The sequence below is a fragment of the Nonomuraea salmonea genome (assembly GCF_042428605.1).
In the GTDB taxonomy this organism is placed as follows: domain Bacteria; phylum Actinomycetota; class Actinomycetes; order Streptosporangiales; family Streptosporangiaceae; genus Nonomuraea; species Nonomuraea salmonea.
In genome coordinates, this window is the sequence record NZ_JBHMCF010000042.1 from 160,337 (window position 1) to 177,757 (window position 17,421).

Annotated in this window: 14 protein-coding genes; 5 read left to right on the forward strand and 9 right to left on the reverse strand. The window is 71.3% G+C overall.

What is annotated here, in order from left to right:
* Positions 1 to 81 precede the first annotated feature (81 nt).
* The gene (locus ACFFR3_RS38875) at positions 82 to 1,071 is read left to right on the forward strand and encodes a DMT family transporter (protein ID WP_379484752.1); all 990 of its coding nucleotides are present in this window, start codon (positions 82 to 84) and stop codon (positions 1,069 to 1,071) included.
* On the opposite strand, the gene ACFFR3_RS38880 is transcribed toward ACFFR3_RS38875, so the two are convergent.
* The 9 genes from ACFFR3_RS38880 to ACFFR3_RS38920 all read right to left on the reverse strand — a co-directional run bounded on the left by ACFFR3_RS38880 (position 1,058) and on the right by ACFFR3_RS38920 (position 10,792).
* Positions 1,058 to 1,447 (reverse strand): Fur family transcriptional regulator, encoded by a 390-nt coding sequence (locus ACFFR3_RS38880; protein WP_345399302.1) that lies wholly within the window; start codon positions 1,445 to 1,447, stop codon positions 1,058 to 1,060. The genes ACFFR3_RS38875 and ACFFR3_RS38880 overlap by 14 nt on opposite strands.
* The gene (locus ACFFR3_RS38885; protein WP_364377846.1) at positions 1,444 to 2,316 is read right to left on the reverse strand and encodes a metal ABC transporter permease; all 873 of its coding nucleotides are present in this window, start codon (positions 2,314 to 2,316) and stop codon (positions 1,444 to 1,446) included. The genes ACFFR3_RS38880 and ACFFR3_RS38885 overlap by 4 nt, the downstream gene beginning before the upstream one ends.
* Entirely contained in the window at positions 2,316 to 3,095 is a 780-nt protein-coding gene (locus tag ACFFR3_RS38890) for a metal ABC transporter ATP-binding protein (protein ID WP_345409624.1), read from the reverse strand. The genes ACFFR3_RS38885 and ACFFR3_RS38890 overlap by 1 nt, the downstream gene beginning before the upstream one ends.
* Positions 3,092 to 4,021, reverse strand: coding sequence for a metal ABC transporter substrate-binding protein (locus ACFFR3_RS38895; protein WP_379484753.1), 930 nt, complete (start codon positions 4,019 to 4,021; stop codon positions 3,092 to 3,094). Before ACFFR3_RS38895 ends, ACFFR3_RS38890 begins: the two co-directional genes overlap by 4 nt.
* 315 nt (positions 4,022 to 4,336) lie before the next feature.
* A complete protein-coding gene (gene fdhD, locus ACFFR3_RS38900) occupies positions 4,337 to 5,209 on the reverse strand; it encodes a formate dehydrogenase accessory sulfurtransferase FdhD (protein WP_345399304.1) in 873 nt (290 codons plus the stop codon).
* Positions 5,202 to 6,044 (reverse strand): 2Fe-2S iron-sulfur cluster-binding protein, encoded by an 843-nt coding sequence (locus tag ACFFR3_RS38905; protein WP_345399306.1) that lies wholly within the window; start codon positions 6,042 to 6,044, stop codon positions 5,202 to 5,204. The genes fdhD and ACFFR3_RS38905 overlap by 8 nt, the downstream gene beginning before the upstream one ends.
* The gene (locus ACFFR3_RS38910) at positions 6,041 to 7,870 is read right to left on the reverse strand and encodes an NAD(P)H-dependent oxidoreductase subunit E (RefSeq protein WP_379484754.1); all 1,830 of its coding nucleotides are present in this window, start codon (positions 7,868 to 7,870) and stop codon (positions 6,041 to 6,043) included. The genes ACFFR3_RS38905 and ACFFR3_RS38910 overlap by 4 nt, the downstream gene beginning before the upstream one ends.
* A 4-nt stretch (positions 7,871 to 7,874) precedes the next feature.
* On the reverse strand, positions 7,875 to 9,776 hold the full coding sequence (locus ACFFR3_RS38915) for a molybdopterin oxidoreductase family protein (RefSeq protein ID WP_379484755.1): 1,902 nt from the start codon (positions 9,774 to 9,776) through the stop codon (positions 7,875 to 7,877).
* A 38-nt stretch (positions 9,777 to 9,814) separates the two neighbouring features.
* Entirely contained in the window at positions 9,815 to 10,792 is a 978-nt protein-coding gene (locus ACFFR3_RS38920; protein WP_364377606.1) for a 2-dehydropantoate 2-reductase, read from the reverse strand.
* A gap of 199 nt (positions 10,793 to 10,991) precedes the next feature.
* On the opposite strand from ACFFR3_RS38920, the gene ACFFR3_RS38925 reads away from it, so the two are divergent.
* From ACFFR3_RS38925 to ACFFR3_RS38940, 4 genes are all read left to right on the forward strand, one after another.
* On the forward strand, positions 10,992 to 12,296 hold the full coding sequence (locus ACFFR3_RS38925) for a molybdopterin molybdotransferase MoeA (RefSeq protein WP_364377604.1): 1,305 nt from the start codon (positions 10,992 to 10,994) through the stop codon (positions 12,294 to 12,296).
* A gap of 93 nt (positions 12,297 to 12,389) precedes the next feature.
* Complete coding sequence (locus tag ACFFR3_RS38930; RefSeq protein ID WP_345399318.1) at positions 12,390 to 14,063, forward strand: thiamine pyrophosphate-binding protein; 1,674 nt, start codon at positions 12,390 to 12,392, stop codon at positions 14,061 to 14,063.
* A gap of 16 nt (positions 14,064 to 14,079) precedes the next feature.
* Positions 14,080 to 15,303, forward strand: coding sequence for a formyl-CoA transferase (frc, locus tag ACFFR3_RS38935; RefSeq protein WP_345399321.1), 1,224 nt, complete (start codon positions 14,080 to 14,082; stop codon positions 15,301 to 15,303).
* On the forward strand, positions 15,303 to 17,417 hold the full coding sequence (locus ACFFR3_RS38940) for an acetate--CoA ligase family protein (RefSeq protein WP_345399325.1): 2,115 nt from the start codon (positions 15,303 to 15,305) through the stop codon (positions 17,415 to 17,417). The genes frc and ACFFR3_RS38940 overlap by 1 nt, the downstream gene beginning before the upstream one ends.
* The last annotated feature ends 4 nt before the right edge of the window (positions 17,418 to 17,421 follow it).

Genomic DNA, 17,421 nt, shown 5'->3' on the forward strand with positions numbered 1-17,421 from the left:
TCCGCGCCGGGATCTAGCGTGGTCGCAGCGTATCTCCTATACGGGACTTCGGGGGTTTCGGTGAGCGCACATCGCCGTATCGTGCTGATCGCGATCGCCGGAGCGCTCATCATCTCCACCTCGGCCCCCTTGGTCCGGCTGTCCGAGGTGTCGCCCGCCACCTCGGCGGTGTTCCGCTGCGCGTACGCCGTACCTCCGCTGCTGTTCCTCGCCTGGCGCGAACGGCGCAGGCTGGGGCCCCTGCCGCGCAGGGCGTTGCCCGCGGCGTGGGCGGCGGGCGTGGCGTTCGCGTTCGACCTGCTGTTCTGGCACCACGCGATCGACTACGTGGGGGCGGGCCTCGCGACCGTGCTGGGCAACCTGCAGGTGTTCCTGGTGGCGTTCGCGGCGTGGGGGCTGTTCGGTGAGCGGCCGTCCACCCGCCTCATGCTCGGTACGCCGGTCGTCTTCACCGGCGTCGTGCTGATCTCCGGGGTGTTCGACAGCGCCGCCTACGGCAGCGACCCGCTCAAGGGGGTGCTGGCGGGGCTGGCGACGTCCGTGTCGTACGCCGTGTTCCTGCTGCTGATGAAGGGCGGCGGGGGCGATCGCGCGGCCGGGCCGCTGGCGCACGCGACCGTGGTGGCCACCGTCGTCATGGCGGTGCTGAGCCCGCTGTTCGGCGGCGCCGACCTGGTGCCCACCTGGCCGGGTCACTGGTGGCTGCTGCTGCTCGCGCTGGGGCCGCAGGTGCTCGGGTGGTCGCTGATCACGTACTCGCTGCCGCGCCAGCCCGCCGCGCTGACCGCGCTGCTGCTGCTCATCCAGCCCATGACGACGGTGGCGATCGGCGCGCTCGCGCTGGGCGAGCGGCCGTCGGTGGTGCAGCTCGCCGGGTGCGCGGTGATCGTGCTGGGCGTCCTGTACGGCTCCCGCCGCACCCCGTCACCCGAGCAGGCCGGGGAACCGGGTCAAGCGACCGGGCGGCCGGGTGCGGACGCGGTACGGGAACCGGACGCGAGGCCGGAACCGGACGCGGTGCCGGTGCGGGCGGCCGAGGAGCCGGGCGCGGGGCCGGTCAGCTCGACCTGACCGCCGTCGAGCAGCCCGCGCAGGTGCCGAACACCTCGACCGTGTGCGTGATCTCGGTGAAGCCGTGCTCGCTGCCCACCATCTCCGCCCACCGCTCGACGGCGGGCCCCGCCACCTCGACCGTGCGCCCGCAGCGGCGGCACACCAGATGGTGGTGGTGGGTGTCGGTGGCGCAGGCGCGGTAGACGGACTCGCCGTCGTCGGTGCGCAGCACGTCGACCTGGCCGCCGTCGGCCAGGGCCTGGAGCGCGCGGTAGACGGTCGTCAGCCCGATCTTGGCGCCGTGCAGGCGCATCTCGGCATAGACGTCCTGCGCGCTGCGGAACCCCTCGCTCCTGCGCAGGGTGTCATGCACGGCATCGCGCCTCGTCGTCATGCGACCTCCTCGATGCGCAGCTTTGGCCGCTCGCTCAATGTCGACTCCTGGGTACGCCCTCGACGTACGAATTTACCGACCCCGAGCGCCAGGACGAAGCCGGCGAGCGCAAGAAGCACGATCGCGGCCCCCGGCGGCACCTTGGCGGAGTAGGTGGAGGCGAGCAGGCCGCCCACGGAGGCGAGCACCCCGAACAGCATGGCCAGCCCCATCGTGGTACGGAACCCGCGGGTGAGCTGCTGGCTGGTGGCCACGGGGATCACCATGAGGGCGCTGACGAGCAGCAGGCCGACCACGCGCATGGCGATGACCACGGTGAGCGCGGCGGTGACGGCGATGAGCAGGCTCAGGAACCGTACGGGCAGGCCGCTGGCCTTGGCCATCTCCTCGTCCTGGCAGAGCACGAACAGCTCCCTGCCGAAGATCAGGACGACCGCGAGCACGGCCACGGCGAGCGCGGCGACCACCCAGATGTCCTCGACGGTGACGCTGGCGATGGCGCCGAACAGGTAGGAGTTGAGCTTGGCGTTGCTGCCGCCGGGCGCGATGGCCATGAGCATGACGCCGCCCGCGATGCCGCCGTAGAACATCAGCGCCAGCGCCACGTCGCCGCTGGTGCGCCCGCGCGCCCTGACCAGCTCGATGGCCACGGCGCCGGCGATGGACACGAGAACGGCGGTGAGCACGGGCGCGCTGCCGGTCAGGAACCCCAGCGCGACGCCGGTCAGCGCGATGTGGCCGACGCCGTCGCCGAGCAGCGCCAGCCTGCGCTGCACGATGAACGTGCCCACGGCGGGCGCGCAGAGCCCGACCAGCAGCGCCGCGATGAGCGCGAGCTGGAAGAGCTGTTCCTGCAGAAGTTCGAAGATCACCTTGGTTCCCCTTGCCACCCGGTCAGCGGGCCGCCGACGGGTTCGGCGGCGTGCGGGTGCTGGTGCTCGTGTCCCGGCCGCGCGCACTCGCCCTCGGGCCGGGGCGGCCGCCCGTCGTGGGCGACGCGGCCCTCGCGGATCACCACGCCGCGCGTGATGATCGGCTCCAGCGGGCCCAGCTCGTGGGCCACCAGGACGACCGTCTTGCCCTCGCGGACCAGCCCGCCCAGGGTGTCGGCGAGCAGCTGCTGGGTGTCGGCGTCCACGCCGGCGGTGGGTTCGTCCATCACGTACGTGTCGGGCTCCCCGGCCAGCGCGCGGGCGATGAGCACCCGCTGCTGCTGGCCCCCCGACAGCGACTGGACGGGGTCGCCGGCCCGGTCGGCCAGGCGCACGGCCTCGAGGGCGCTCGCCACGGCCGCCTTGTCGGCCGCGCTGGTCCTGCGCAGGCGGCGCTGCCTGGCGACGCGGCCGGAGGCGACCACCTCGCGGACGGTCGCGGGCACGCCGCCGCCCACCTGGAGGCGCTGCGGCACGTAGCCGATGCGCCACCAGTCGCGGAACCTGGCCGGCGGGGTGCCGTACATCAAGGTCGTGCCGCCGGTCAGCGGCGTGAGGCCGAGCAGCGCGCGGACCAGCGTCGACTTGCCCGAGCCGTTGGCGCCGAGCAGGGCCACGACCTCCCCGGGACAGACGGTCAGGTCGATCCCTCGAAGGACGGGCTTGCCATCGAAGGTGACCCGGCCGCCGGTCATCGCGAAGGCCGTTTCCGTCATGACGTACACCCCAGTGCTGTTTGTAGGGTTTTGAGGTTATCGCGCATGGCTGAGACGTAGTCGCCCGAGGGCTTGCTCTCCAGCGGGTCGAGCACCGCCGTCTTGGCGCCGACCTGGCTCGCCAGCACCTCGGCCACCTTCGGGCTGACCAGGGACTCGGTGAAGATGGTGGTGACGCCCTCCGCCTTGGCCAGCTTGCCGACCTCCGACAGGCGGGTGGGGGAAGGCTCGGTCTCGGGGTCGAGCGTGATGCCGACCTGCTTGAGCCCGTAGCGGTCGGCGAGGTAGCCGAACGCCTCGTGCGCGGTCACCATCGTCTTGGTGCGGCACGCGCCGAGGCCCTTGGCGAACTCCTGGTCGAGGGTGCCCAGCGTGGCGGCCGTCTTGGCGGCGCGGTCCTTGTAGCCCTGGGCGTGCGCGGGGTCGGCGGTGGCGAGCCGCTCGCCGAGCTTGGTGGCGACGGTGGCCAGGCGGGCGGGGTCGAGCCAGATGTGCGGGTCGTACGCGACCTCGTGGTCGTGCTCTTCCCCGGCGTGCTCCTCCTCGTGCTCACCCGCGGGGATCGTCTGGACGGCCGTGGCGGCGTCGAAGCTCGTCTCCGGGTCCACGGCGTCGTCCACGGCGGGCTGGATGCCCTTGATGTAGACGGTGAGTGCGGCGTTCTTCAGCTGGGTGACCTGCTGGATGCCCAGCTCCAGGTCGTGCGGCTCGACGCCGGGGGCGGTCAGCACGCTCACCTGGGTGTCGGATGCTCCGATCTGCTCGCTCAGCCACTGCAGGGGGTAGAAGGCGGCGATCACTTCGGGCTTGCCGCCCTCGGACCCGGCGGAGGTGTCCGCCGTACCGGAACCGCAGGCAGTGGTGGTGAGCAGCGCGGCTGTGGCCAGCAGGCCGACAGTCCACGACCGGGAAAATCCTGACATCATGTGAGTCAGTATGCGCCAAAATGAAAATGGTTGTCAAAATCCCCCGAGTCAGGACGCTTCAGGGGGTGACGGCCTGGCCGGCGCCATCCGGCGACTTTCCCACCGCACGTGGTGCGGTCCCTTTGAGAAGGAAGGGAAGTGACCCCGCGAGGGAGCCGCCGTCGCCTGGAGGAGCGGCGGGAGCGGAGCGACCAGAGCGGGGGAAGGCGGCGGCGTCAGGGGCGACCGAGCCCGCCGCACGGAGTGCGGCAATTAGACAGGTGGGATGCCGGACGGCGGCGCTGGGGGCCCGGCGCCGCCGTCGGCATCCCGTCATCACCTCGGTGATCGTGCGTCGGCAGAGCCGTTGCCGGCGCCCGAGGTGACGCTTGTACGGGCGCTCAGCCGGCGTTCACCCGTGTAGACGTTCATCGAGTTCCCGCGCAGGAACCCGATGAGCGTCAGTCCCTCGTCGGCGGCCAGCTCGACGGCGAGCGAGGACGGCGCCGAGACCGCGGCGAGCACCGGTATCCCGCCCATGACGGCCTTCTGCACCAGCTCGAACGACGCCCGCCCCGACACCATGAGGACGGTGCCGCGCAGCGGCAGCCGCCCTTCGCGCAGCGCCCAGCCGAGCAGCTTGTCGACGGCGTTGTGCCGGCCGACGTCCTCGCGTACGCACAGCGGCTCACCGTCGGCCGTGAACAGGCCGGCCGCGTGCAGGCCCCCGGTCCTGTCGAAGACCCGCTGGGCGGCGCGCAGCCGGTCCGGCAGGGCAGCGACAGTCGACTGCGCCAGCTCGACCGGGTCGTCTCCCGCGCTCCAGCGAGCCACTGTGCGTACGGCCTCCAGCGACGCCTTCCCGCAGACGCCGCACGAGGAGGTGGTGTAGAAGTTGCGCGGCTCAGGCTCGGGCACGCCGGGGGCGAGCCGTACGTCGAGGACGTTGTAGGTGTTCTGCCCTTCGACGGTGGCCCCGGCGCAGTAGCGGATGGTGGAGATGTCGCCCGGCGACCCCACGGCACCCTCGCTGACGAGGAACCCGGCCGCCAGGTCGAAGTCGTCGCCCGGCGTGCGCATGGTGACGGTCAGCGGGGTGCCGTTGAGCCGGATCTCCAGCGGCTCCTCGGCGGCCAGCGCGTCGACCTTGCGCACGCGGGCGGCGTCCTTCACCCGCAGGATGCGCTTCTTGACGGTGACCCTAGACATATCCGTACCCGAAGCGTCCCTTGACGCAGAGGTTGCCCTTCGTGACGGGGTTGTCGTGCGGCGAGGTCACCTTGACGATCTTGTTGTCCTGGACGTGCAGGGTGAGGTTGCAGCCGACGCCGCAGTAGCTGCAGACGGTGGTGGTCTCGGCCTGGCGGGACTCGTCCCAGGTGCCGTCGGCGCGCATGTCGTACTCGGTCTTGAACGACAGCGCCCCGGTGGGGCAGACCTCGACGCAGTTGCCGCAGTAGACGCAGGCCGAGTCGGTGAGCGGGGCGTCGAACTCGGTGGAGATCTCGGCGTCGAAGCCGCGCCCGGCGACGGAGATGGCGAAGGAGTTCTGCCACTGGTCGCCGCAGGCGTCCACGCACTTGTAGCAGAGGATGCATTTGCTGTAGTCGCGGACGTAGAGGTCGTTGTCCACCTTGGCGGGCTGCTCGACGGTGGCGGCCTCGTCGCCGAACCTGGCGGGGTCGGCGCCGTACTCCTCGGTCCACTCGGCGGCGCGCGGCGTGGTGGACAGGTCGACCGACGAGCCGAGCAGTTCGAGCACGACCTTGCGGCTCTGGCGGGCCCGCTCGGTGTCGGTGCCGACCTTCATGTTCGGCTCGGCCTTCCTGGAGCAGGCGGGCGCCAGCGTCCTGGCGCCCTCCACCTCCACGACGCAGACCCGGCAGGCGTTCTTCGGGGTGAGCGTGTCGCCGTAGCAGAGGGTGGGCACGTCCTTGCCCGCCGCCTGGCAGGCGTCGAGGATCGTGGAGCCCTCCGGCACCCGTACGGTCTCGCCGTCGATCTCGACGTCGATGAGCCGGCGGGGCGGCTGGAGCGGGATCATTTGAACACTCCCAGACGGTCGATGGCCGATTCGACGGCGTTCCAGGCGGTCTGCCCGAGGCCGCAGATGGAGGCGTCGCGCATGGTCTGCCCGACCTCGCGCAGCAGCACCAGGTCGGGGTCGTCGTCCCGGCGCGGCTCGTTCGGATCGACGCGGCGGGTGAGGCGGTGCAGTGCCTCCTCCTGCCGTACGGTGCCGACCCGGCAGGGCACGCACTGCCCGCAGGACTCGTCGCGGAAGAACTCCGCGATGCGCAGCAGCAGCGCCTTGAGGTCGACGGAGTCGTCGATGACGAGCACCACGCCGGAGCCGAGGGTGGCGCCGGCGTTCCTGGTGCCCTCGAAGGTGAGCGGGATGTCGAGGTCGGTGACGAACGCCCCGGCGGCGCCGCCGAGCAGCACGGCCCTGGTGGTGCCGGTGGTGCCGGCCAGGTCGAGCAGCTCGCGCAGGGTGGCGCCGAAGGTCAGCTCGTACACGCCGGGCCGTTCGACCGCGCCGGAGACGCAGAACAGCTTGGGCTCGGCCGCCGCGTACGCCGGCGCGCCGCGCTCCAGGATCGGCAGCACGTTGACCAGCGTCTCGACGTTGTTGACCACGGTCGGCTTGCCGAACAGCCCCTTCTCCACGGGGAAGGGCGGTTTGCTGCGCGGCTCGCCGCGCCGCCCCTCGATGGAGTTGAAGATCGCGGTCTCCTCGCCGCAGATGTACGCCCCCGCGCCTCTGCGCAGCTCGATGTCGAACGACAGCCCCTTGCCGAGGATGTCGTCGCCGAGCAGCCCACGGGAGCGGGCGGTGGTGATGGCGTGCTGGAGCCGCGCGGTCGCCCTCGGGTACTCGCCCCTGATGTAGAGGTAGCCCTTGGTGCAGCCGGTGGCGTACGCGGCGACGGTCATCGCCTCGATGAGCGCGTACGGGTCGCCCTCCATCACGACCCGGTCCTTGAACGTGCCCGGCTCGCTCTCGTCGGCGTTGCACACGAGGTAGTGGGGGTGGTCGGGCTGGCGCGCGGTGGCCTCCCACTTGCGGCCGGTGGGGAAGGCGGCGCCGCCCCTGCCGACCAGGCCCGACTCCAGCACCTCGCGGATCACCCCGGTCGGCCCGAGCTCGAAGGCGCGGCGCAGCGCGGTGTAGCCGCCGGCCGCCCGGTAGTCGTCGAGGCTGGCCGGATCGACCTGCCCGACGCGGCGCAGCAGCACCAGGCCGGGGTCGCCGGACTGCGGCACGGCCTCCTTGACGGGCGTCTCGCCGGCGACGTGCACGGCGGGCGCATGGCCGTTGGTGCCGGGCGTGGTGCCGGTGATGGTGGTAATCGTGTCGGGGGTGGCGGGGGCGTACACCTCGGCCCGGTGCGGCACGCCGGCCTCCAGGGCGAGCGCGGCGGGGGCTCGCTCGCACAGGCCGAGGCAGGGGCTCTCCTGCCAGTCCTTGCCGGGCGGGCCGAAGCGCTCGCGTACGCGGTCGCACACGGCCTTGGAGTCCTTGGCCTGGCAGGCCAGGTCGGTGCAGACGTGCAGCACCCGCTTGGGCCGCTCCTCGACGGAGAGCAGCGAGTAGAACGTGGCCACGCCGTACGCCTCGGCCGGCGGCACGTTGAGCCGGCGGCAGATGTAGTCGAGCGCGCCCTCGCTGATCCACCCGACACGGTCGTTGACCGCGTGCAGGGCGGGCAGCAACTGGTCGCGCGCCTCCTCGGCGCGGACGGCCATGCGCAGGTCGGCCTCGGTACGGCTGCCGCCGGTCCACGCGGAGGCGGGCGGGCCGAGCAGGTCGTCGACCGCCGCGCGCTCCTCGTCGGTGGGCTTGGCGTCGCGGAATCTCAGATCCATGTGGTCACCCGGCCTTGACGAGCTTCTCGACCCTGACCGCGGCAGCTTTGAACTCCGCCGTCCCCGAGATCGGGTCCGTGGCCTCGATCGTCAGGGAGTTGGTGTCGACCTCGTCGGGGAAATGGAACGTCATGAACACCAGCCCGGGTCTCAGCCCAGGGTCGATGTGGACGGGCGCGACCACCGAGGCCCGCCGGGAGGTGATCCGCACCTCCTCGCCGGCCACGACGCCGAGCTTCTCGGCGTCCTCGGGGCACAGCTCGATCGTCTCGCCGCGACGCAGCGGCGAGGCGAACCCGGAGGACTGCACGCCCGTGTTGTAGGAGTCGAGCCGCCGCCCGGTCGTCAGCCGCAGCGGGTACTCCTCGTCCACCAGGTCCACCGGCGGCGAGTGGCGCAGCAGGGCGAACGGCGCCGGCATGCCCCGCTTGACCGGGTCGCTCTCCCACAGCCGGCCGTGCAGGTAGGGCGGCTCCAGGGAGTCCTCCGACGGGCACGGCCACTGGATGCCCTGCAACTCGGCCAGCCGCTGGTAGGACATGCCGGCGTGCTGGGGCGACAGTGATCGCAGCTCGTTCCAGACCTCCTCGGCGTCGTCGTAGTGCCAGTCGTGACCGAGCCTGCGGGCGATCTCGCAGACGATCCAGATGTCGTCGCGGGCCTCGCCCGGCGGCTCCAGGGCCTTGCGCACCCGCTGGACCCGGCGCTCGCTGTTGGTGAACGTGCCGTCGGCCTCGCACCAGGCGGCGCTGGCCGGCAGCACCACGTCGGCCATCTGCGCGGTCTTGGTGAGGAAGATGTCCTGGACGACCAGGTGATCGAGCATGGACAGGCGCTTGATGCAGGAGAGCGAGTCGGCCTCGGACTGCACCGGGTTCTCGCCGATCATGTAGCAGGTGGTGAGCTTGCCCTCGCCCATCGCCTCCAGCATCTCGGTGAGGTTGTAGCCGTAGCGGGGCTGGATGGCGCGGCCCCAGGCGCTCTCGAAGCGCTGCCTGGTGCCGGGGTCGAGGATGTCCTGGAAGCCGGGCAGGCGGTTGGGGATGGCGCCCATGTCACCGCCGCCCTGCACGTTGTTCTGGCCGCGCAGCGGCGACAGGCCGGAGCCGTAGCGGCCGACGTGGCCGGTGAGCAGGGCCAGGTTGATCAGCGCCCGGACGTTGTCGGTCGCGTTGTGGTGCTCGGTGATGCCGAGCGTCCAGCAGAGCTGGGCGCGGTCGGCGCGGGCGTAGGCGTGGGCCAGCTCGCGGATCGCCGTGGCCGGCACGCCGGTCACCTGCTCGGCCGCCGACAGCGTCCAGGGCTCGACGGACTCCTTGAACTCCTCGAAGCCCACGGTGGCCCGCTCGATGAACGCCTCGTTGTGCAGCCCCGCGTGGATGATCTCGCGGGCGACCGCGTGCGCGAGGGGGATGTCGGTGCCGACGTTGAGCCCGAGCCAGAGGTCGGCCCACTGGGCGGTGCCGGTGCGGCGCGGATCGACGGCGAACATCTTGGCGCCGTTGTGGATGCCCTTGAGCACGTGCTGGAAGAAGATGGGGTGGGCGTTCCTGGCCGCGGAACCCCACATCACTATCACGTCGGTGTCCTCCACCTCCTGGTAGGAGGAGGTGCCGCCACCGCTGCCGAACACCGCCGACAGGCCGGCCACGCTGGGGGCGTGGCAGGTGCGGTTGCAGGAGTCCACGTTGTTGGTTCCGACGACCACCCGGGTGAACTTCTGCCCGACGTAGTTCATCTCGTTGGTGGAGCGGGCGCACGACAACATCGCGAAGCTGTCGGGCCCGTGTCGTTCTATGTTGCGGCGGAAGCCCTCCGCTGCTCGCTCCAGCGCCTCCTCCCACGACGCCTTGCGCAGCACGCCGTTTTCGCGTACCAGTGGATGGGTCAGGCGGTCATAGCTCATGATCCCTCCATTCAGTATACAATCTACGGTATTCCGGGCTATACCGCACGGACAAGGTTCGCGTTCAGCAGGTCGCTCACCGCGTGGATCGCCCTCAGCGTCGGCACCTCCGCTCCGGTCAGATCGGCCAGCTCGACCACCGCCGCCAGCAGCACGTCGAGCTCCAGCGGCTTGCCCTTCTCCAGGTCCTGGAGCGTGGACGTCTTGTGCTCGCCCGCCTTCTCCGCCCCGCGCAGGCGGCGCTCTATCGAGATGCCCGGATCGCAGCCCACCCGGCGGGCCACCTCCACGGTCTCCCGCATCATGGCGACGACCAGCTCCCTGGCGCCGTCGTGGCGGCAGATGCCGGCCATCGTCGCGCGGGCCAGCGCGCTGATCGGATTGAAGGCGATGTTGCCCATCAGCTTGATCCACACGTCTCTGCGCAGGTCGCGCTCGACCGGGCACTTCAGCCCGCCCTCGACGGCGGCTTCGCTGAAGGCGCGGCAGCGCTCCGACAGCCGGCCGTCGGGCTCGCCGATGGAGAAGCGGGTGCCCTCCAGGTGGCGGATCACGCCGGGCTCCTCGATCTCCGTCGCGGCGTAGACCACGCAGCCGATGGCGCGGTGCAGGGGCAGCGCGGCCGTCACCGCGCCGCCGGGATCGACGCTCTCGATGCGGTAGCCCTCGTACGGGCCCTTGAGCCCGTGGAAGTACCACCACGGGATGCCGTTCTGCGCGGCGATGATGCTGGTCGTCTCGTGCAGGAGCGGCCGGATCATGGGGCCGGCGGCGGCGTAGCTGTTCGCCTTGAGGCCCAGGAAGACGTGGTCCACCGGGCCGACCTCGGCGGGATCGTCGGTGGCATGGGGATGGGCGGTGAAGTCGCCCCTGGGGGTGAGCACCCGCACACCGGCACGGCGTATCGCCTCGAGGTGCGCGCCTCTCGCGATGAGGTGCACCTCGACTCCCGCCTTGTGGAGTGCGGCCCCCACGTACGCGCCGATGGCGCCGGCGCCAAGAACAGCGACCTTCATGCTTGCGCTCCGTTCTTGCGTCGGATTGTAAGCACGGAGCCCCGTAGCTGCGGCAGTCGCTTGAAGGCGACCCGGCCGTAAGTACGGGGCCCCGTGCTCGCGGCGGGATCGCTGGACACTCCCCACCGTGCATTCGGTATACAGTATGGAAAAACGAGGGTCAAGGAGTGTGCCTGTGACCGTTTTGTGGCATGGACCAGTGGTGGAAGCGATCTCATGGCCCGCCGCCCGGGCCCTCGCGGCGGGCGCGGCCTGCCCTTCGAAGCCTTCATCCGTGCCGCTGCGGGAGGCGCTCGGCTGCCGGCTGGCGGCGCCGCTGCGCGCGCTGGTGGCGGTGCCGGGCGTGGACGTCTCGGCGATGGACGGGTACGCCGTCGCGGGTTCCGGGCCCTGGCGGGTGGTGGCCCGGGTGCTGGCCGGGGGAGCGCCGTACGGGGGTGCGCTGCGGGCGGGCGAGGCCGTCGAGATCGCCACCGGCGCCCCGGTGCCGGCGGGCGCCGAGGCGGTCCTGCCGTACGAGCACGCGGACGGCGACGTGCCCAGGGGCGGCCCGGCCGGTGACCTGCACGCGGGCGGCGCGGGCGGCCCCCTCGGCGGGCCCGTGGGCGGGTCCGTGGGCGGGGTCGTGGGCGGGGTCGTCGGGGGCGTCGTCGTGCCCGGCAGGCACATCAGGCGCAGGGGCGAGGACATCGCCGAGGGCGCGGTCGTGCTGGGCGCGGGGACGGTGGTGACGCCGGTGACGCTCGGCCTGGCCGCCGCGCTCGGCCACGACGTGCTGGAGGTGCGTCCACGGCCGCGCGTCGCGGTGCTGGTGACCGGCGACGAGGTCGTGGACGCCGGCCTGCCCGCCCCAGGGCGGGTTCGCGACGCGATCGGCCCGTTCCTGCCCGGCCTCGTGGAGTGGGCGGGCGGCCGCGTCGCCACCACCACCCGCCTCCCCGACGGCCCTGCCGCGTTGCGCGCCGCCCTGGCCGGGTGGGCCGAGCATGGGGCCGGCGGGGGATGGCCGGCGGGCGCGGACGCGCCGAGCGGGTGGCCGGAGTGCCGCGAGGACGTGGTCGTGGTGTGCGGGGCGTCGTCGAAGGGGCCGGCCGATCATCTGCGGGCGGTGCTGGCGGAGCTGGGCGCCGACGTGCTGGTGGACGGGGTCGCCGTACGTCCAGGGCACCCCCAGGCGCTGGCCCGCCTGACGGACGGCAGGCTCGTGGTGGGCCTGCCGGGGAACCCGTTCGCGGCTCTGGCCGCCGCGCTGACGCTGCTCGCCCCGATCCTGCGCGAGCTGTCCGGCGTGCCCGCCGCGCGGGAGACGAGCGCGCTGTCGGGCGAGGTGCGCCCGCACCCGCGCGACACCCGCCTGGTGCCGGTCCGGCGGTCGGGTCGCGGCGCGGTCCCCGTGGGTCATGACCGGCCGGGATCGTTGTGGGGCGCGGCCCTGGCGGACGCGCTGGCAGTGGTGCCGCCGGGGTGGTCCGGTGAGCAGGTCGAGCTGATCGAATTGCCCTAGGGCCTGGACACGCCCTTCCGGAGAGAGTAACCATTGCGTTCATACGGTATGCAGTATGCGGAAGACAGCGAGCTCGTTCGCCAGGAAGGGTGCATGATGTCGGAAACGATCTCCGGTGGTCATCTCGTAGCCAAGGCACTCAAAGCCGAAGGCGTGGACGTGATCTACACGCTCTGCGGCGGCCACATCATCGATATCTACGACGGCTGCGTCGATGAGGGCATCGAGGTCATCGACGTACGCCACGAGCAGGTGGCCGCGCACGCCGCCGACGGTTACGCCCGCATCACCGGCAAGCCGGGCTGCGCGGTCGTCACCGCGGGGCCGGGCACGACCGACGCGGTGACCGGCGTGGCCAACGCCTTCCGCGCGGAGAGCCCGATGTTGCTCATCGGCGGCCAGGGTGCGCTGAGCCAGCACAAGATGGGCTCCTTGCAGGACCTCCCGCACGTCGACATGATGACCCCGATCACCAAGTTCGCGGCCACGGTGCCGAGCACCGAGCGGGTGGCCGACATCGTCTCCATGGCCTTCCGCGAGTGCTACCACGGCGCTCCGGGGCCGTCGTTCCTGGAGATCCCGCGCGACGTGCTCGACGCGAAGGTGCCGGTCGAGAAGGCGCGCATCCCCAAGGCCGGCCACTACCGCGCCTCCACCCGTCAGCAGGGCGACCCCGAGGCCATCGAGCAGCTGGCCGACCTGCTCGCCCACGCCGAGAAGCCGTGCATCCTGCTCGGCAGCCAGGTCTGGACCTGCCGGGCGACCGACGCGGCCATCGACTTCGTACGGACGCTGAACGTCCCCGCGTACATGAACGGCTCGGGCCGCGGCACGCTGCCGCCCGGCGACCCGCACCACTTCCAGCTCAGCCGCCGCTACGCCTTCACCGAGGCCGACCTGATCATCATCGTCGGCACCCCGTTCGACTTCCGCATGGGCTACGGCAAGCGCCTGTCGCCGACGGCCAAGGTCGTGCAGATCGACCTCGACTACCGCACGGTCGGCAAGAACCGCGACATCGACCTCGGCATCGTCGGCGACGCCGGGCTCGTCCTGTCCGCGGTGGCGCAGGCCGCGAGCGGCCGGGTGGACAACAGCGCGGCCCGCCGCAAGGAGTGGCTGGACGAGCTGCGCAACGTCGAGACCCAGGCGTACGAGAAGCGGCTGCCCCGCCAGCTGTCCGGCGCCCAGCCGATCGACCCCTACCGCCTGGTCCACGAGATCAACGAGTTCCTCACCGAGGACTCGATCTACATCGGCGACGGCGGCGACATCGTCACCTTCTCCGGCCAGGTCGTGCAGCCCAAGTCGCCGGGCCACTGGATGGACCCGGGCCCGCTCGGCACGCTCGGCGTCGGCATGGCCTTCGCGATGGCCGCCAAGCAGGCCCGCCGCGACAAGGAGGTGCTGTGCCTGTTCGGCGACGGCGCCTTCAGCCTCACCGGCTGGGACTTCGAGACCATGGTCCGCTTCGACCTGCCCTTCATCGGCGTCATCGGCAACAACTCCTCGATGAACCAGATCAGGTACGGCCAGGCCGCCAAGTACGGCCAGGACCGCGCCCGCGTCGGCAACACCCTCGGCGACATCCGCTACGGCGAGTTCGCCAAGCTGCTCGGCGGCTACGGCGAGGAGGTCCGCGACCCCGCCGAGATCCGGCCGGCGCTGGAGCGGGCCCGCGAGTCCGGCAAGCCCTCGCTGATCAACGTCTGGGTCGACCCAGAGGTGTACGCCCCAGGAACCATGAACCAGACCATGTACAAGTAGGGGAATCACGGTGCAGATGAAGGCTCTCGAAGGTGTCCGCGTCCTCGACATGACCCATGTCCAGTCCGGCCCGTCGGCCACCCAGCTGCTCGCGTGGCTGGGCGCCGACGTGGTCAAGCTGGAGGCCCCGGCCGGCGACATCACCCGGCAGCAGCTCCGCGACGTCCCCGGCGTCGACAGCCTGTACTTCACGATGCTCAACTGCAACAAGCGCAGCATCACCCTCAACATGAAGAGCGAGCGCGGCAAGGAGATCTTCACCGAGCTGGTGAAGAGCGCCGACATCCTGGTGGAGAACTTCGGTCCAGGAGCGGTGGACCGCATGGGCTTCTCCTGGGAGCGCCTGCAGGAGCTCAACCCCCGCCTCATCTACGCCTCGATCAAGGGCTTCGGCCAGGGCAGGTACGCCAAGTTCAAGGCGTACGAGGTGATCGCGCAGGCGATGGGCGGCTCGATGAGCACGACGGGCTTCGAGGAGGGCCCGCCGCTGGCCACCGGCGCCCAGATCGGCGACTCGGGCACCGGCATCCACGCGGTGGCCGGCATCCTGGCCGCCCTCTACCAGCGCACCCAGACCGGACGCGGCCAGCGCGTACAGGTGGCCATGCAGCACGCCGTGCTGAATCTGTGCCGCGTGAAGCTGCGTGACCAGCAGCGCCTGGCGCACGGGCCGCTGCGCGAGTACCCGAACAAGACGTTCGGCGACGAGGTGCCGCGCTCGGGCAACGCCAGCGGCGGCGGCCAGCCCGGCTGGGCGGTGCGCTGCGCGCCCGGCGGGCCGAACGACTACATCTACGTCATCGTCCAGCCGGTCGGCTGGAAGCCGATCACCGGCATCATCGGCCGTCCCGAGCTGGCCGACGACCCCGAGTGGGCGACGCCCGAGGCGCGGCTGCCGAAGCTGGACAAGATGTTCCAGCTCATCGAGGAGTGGACGATCCGCCACGACAAGTGGACGGTGCTCGACCGGCTCAACGCCGAGAACATCCCGTGCGGGCCGATCCTGTCCACCAAGGAGCTGGTGGAGGACGAGAGCCTGCGCGAGGAGGGCATCGTCGTCACCGTCGACCATCCGGAGCGCGGCGAGTTCGTGACGGTGGGCAGCCCGCTGCAGCTGTCCGACTCGCCGGTGGACGTCCGCACGCCGCCGCTGCTCGGCGAGCACAACCAGGAGATCTACCGCCAGATCGGCGTGAGCGCCGAGGAGCTGGCCGAACTCAAGACGAACGGAGTCATCTAGTGCCTGCCAGGGACGTCATCGACAAGGCGCTGGCCGAGGGGCGTACGGCCCTGACGGCTCCTGAGGGCCGTGAGCTGTGCCAGGCGTACGGCATCGCCACCCCCGGCGAGGGCCTCGCGAGCTCGGCCGACGAGGCCGCCCGGCTGGCCGGGGAGATCGGGTTCCCGGTCGTGCTGAAGATCGTCTCGCCCGACATCCTGCACAAGACGGACGCCGGCGGCGTGCTGGTCGGCCTGAAGAACGCCGACGAGGTACGCGAGGGCTACGCCACGATCCTGGCCAACGCCCGCGCCTACAACCCGGACGCCACGATCGACGGCATCCAGGTGCAGCAGCTCGTGGGCGGCGGCCACGAGGTCATCGTCGGCGCGGTCACCGACCCCACCTTCGGCAAGGTCGTGGCCTTCGGCCTCGGCGGCGTGCTCGTCGAAGTACTCAAGGACGTGACCTTCCGGCTTGCCCCGGTTTCGGGTGATGATGCGCTGAAGATGCTGGACGACATCAGAGCGGCGGATGTGCTCAAGGGCGCCCGCGGCGCGGAACCCGCCGACCGCCAGGCGCTGGCGTCGCTCATCGAACGCGTCGGCCGGCTGGTCACCGACCTCCCCGAGATCGTCGAGGTGGACCTCAACCCCGTCTTCGCCGACGCGAACGGCGCCGTGGCCGCCGACGTGCGGATCATCATCGGCCAGCCGGCCCCCGAGGTCGAGCGGCTGCCGCGCGAGGAGATCCTGCGGCAGATGAACCGCATCTTCAAGCCGCGCTCGGTCGCCGTCATCGGCGCCTCCGCCGAGACCGGCAAGATCGGCAACTCGGTCATGCGCAACCTCATCAACGGCGGCTACCAGGGGCAGATCTACCCGATCAACCCCAAGACCGACGAGATCATGGGGCTCAAGGCGTACAAGAGCGTCGGCGACGTGCCGGGCGAGGTGGACGTGGCCGTCTTCGCCATCCCGGCCAAGTTCGTGGCGCCGGCGCTGGAGGAGGTCGGCGCGAAGGGCGTGGCAGGCGCGGTGATGATCCCCTCGGGGTTCGCCGAGACCGGCAACGTCGAGGGCCAGAAGGAGATCGTCGAGATCGCCCGCAGGCACGGCGTGCGCATGCTCGGCCCCAACATCTACGGCTACTACTACACGCCCGAGAACCTCTGCGCGACCTTCTGCACACCGTACGACGTGCGCGGCAGCGTGGCGCTGACCTCGCAGAGCGGCGGCATCGGCATGGCCATCCTGGGCTTCAGCCGCACCACCAAGATGGGCGTGTCCGCCATCGTCGGCGTCGGCAACAAGGCCGACGTGGACGAGGACGACCTGCTGACCTTCTTCGAGCAGGACGACAACACCAAGGCCGTCGCCATGCACCTCGAAGACCTCAAGGACGGGCGCGGCTTCGTCGACGCCGCCCGCCGCGTGGTCAAGGAGAAGCCGGTCATCGTGCTCAAGGCCGGGCGCACCGCCATGGGCGCGCGGGCCGCCGGCTCCCACACCGGCGCGCTGGCCGGCGACGACAAGGTCTACGACGACATCCTGCGCCAGGCCGGCGTGGTGCGCGCCCCCGGGCTGAACGACATGCTGGAGTACGCCCGCGCGCTGCCGATCCTGCCCGCCCCCAAGGGCGAGAACGTCGTCATCATCACCGGCGCGGGCGGCTCCGGCGTGCTGCTGTCCGACGCCATCGTGGACGCCGGGCTGACCCTCATGGACATCCCCGACGACCTGGACGCGGCGTTCCGCGCCTACATCCCGCCGTTCGGAGCGGCGGGCAACCCCATCGACATCACCGGCGGCGAACCACCCTCGACCTACGAGAACACGGTCCGCCTCGGCCTGAGCGACGAGCGCATCCACGCGCTGGTCCTCGGCTACTGGCACACGATCGTGACGCCGCCGATGGTCTTCGCCGAGCTCATCGCCCGTGTGGTGGCCGAGGAGCGGGCGAAGGGCAACACCAAGCCGGTCGTGGCGTCACTGGCCGGCGACACCGAGGTTGAGGAGGCCAGCGAGTACCTGTTCGAGCACGGCGTGGTCGCGTACCCGTACACGACGGAAAAGCCCGTGGCGGTCCTCGGTGCGAAGTACCGCTGGGCCAGGGCAGCCGGGCTGCTGGGCTAAGAGC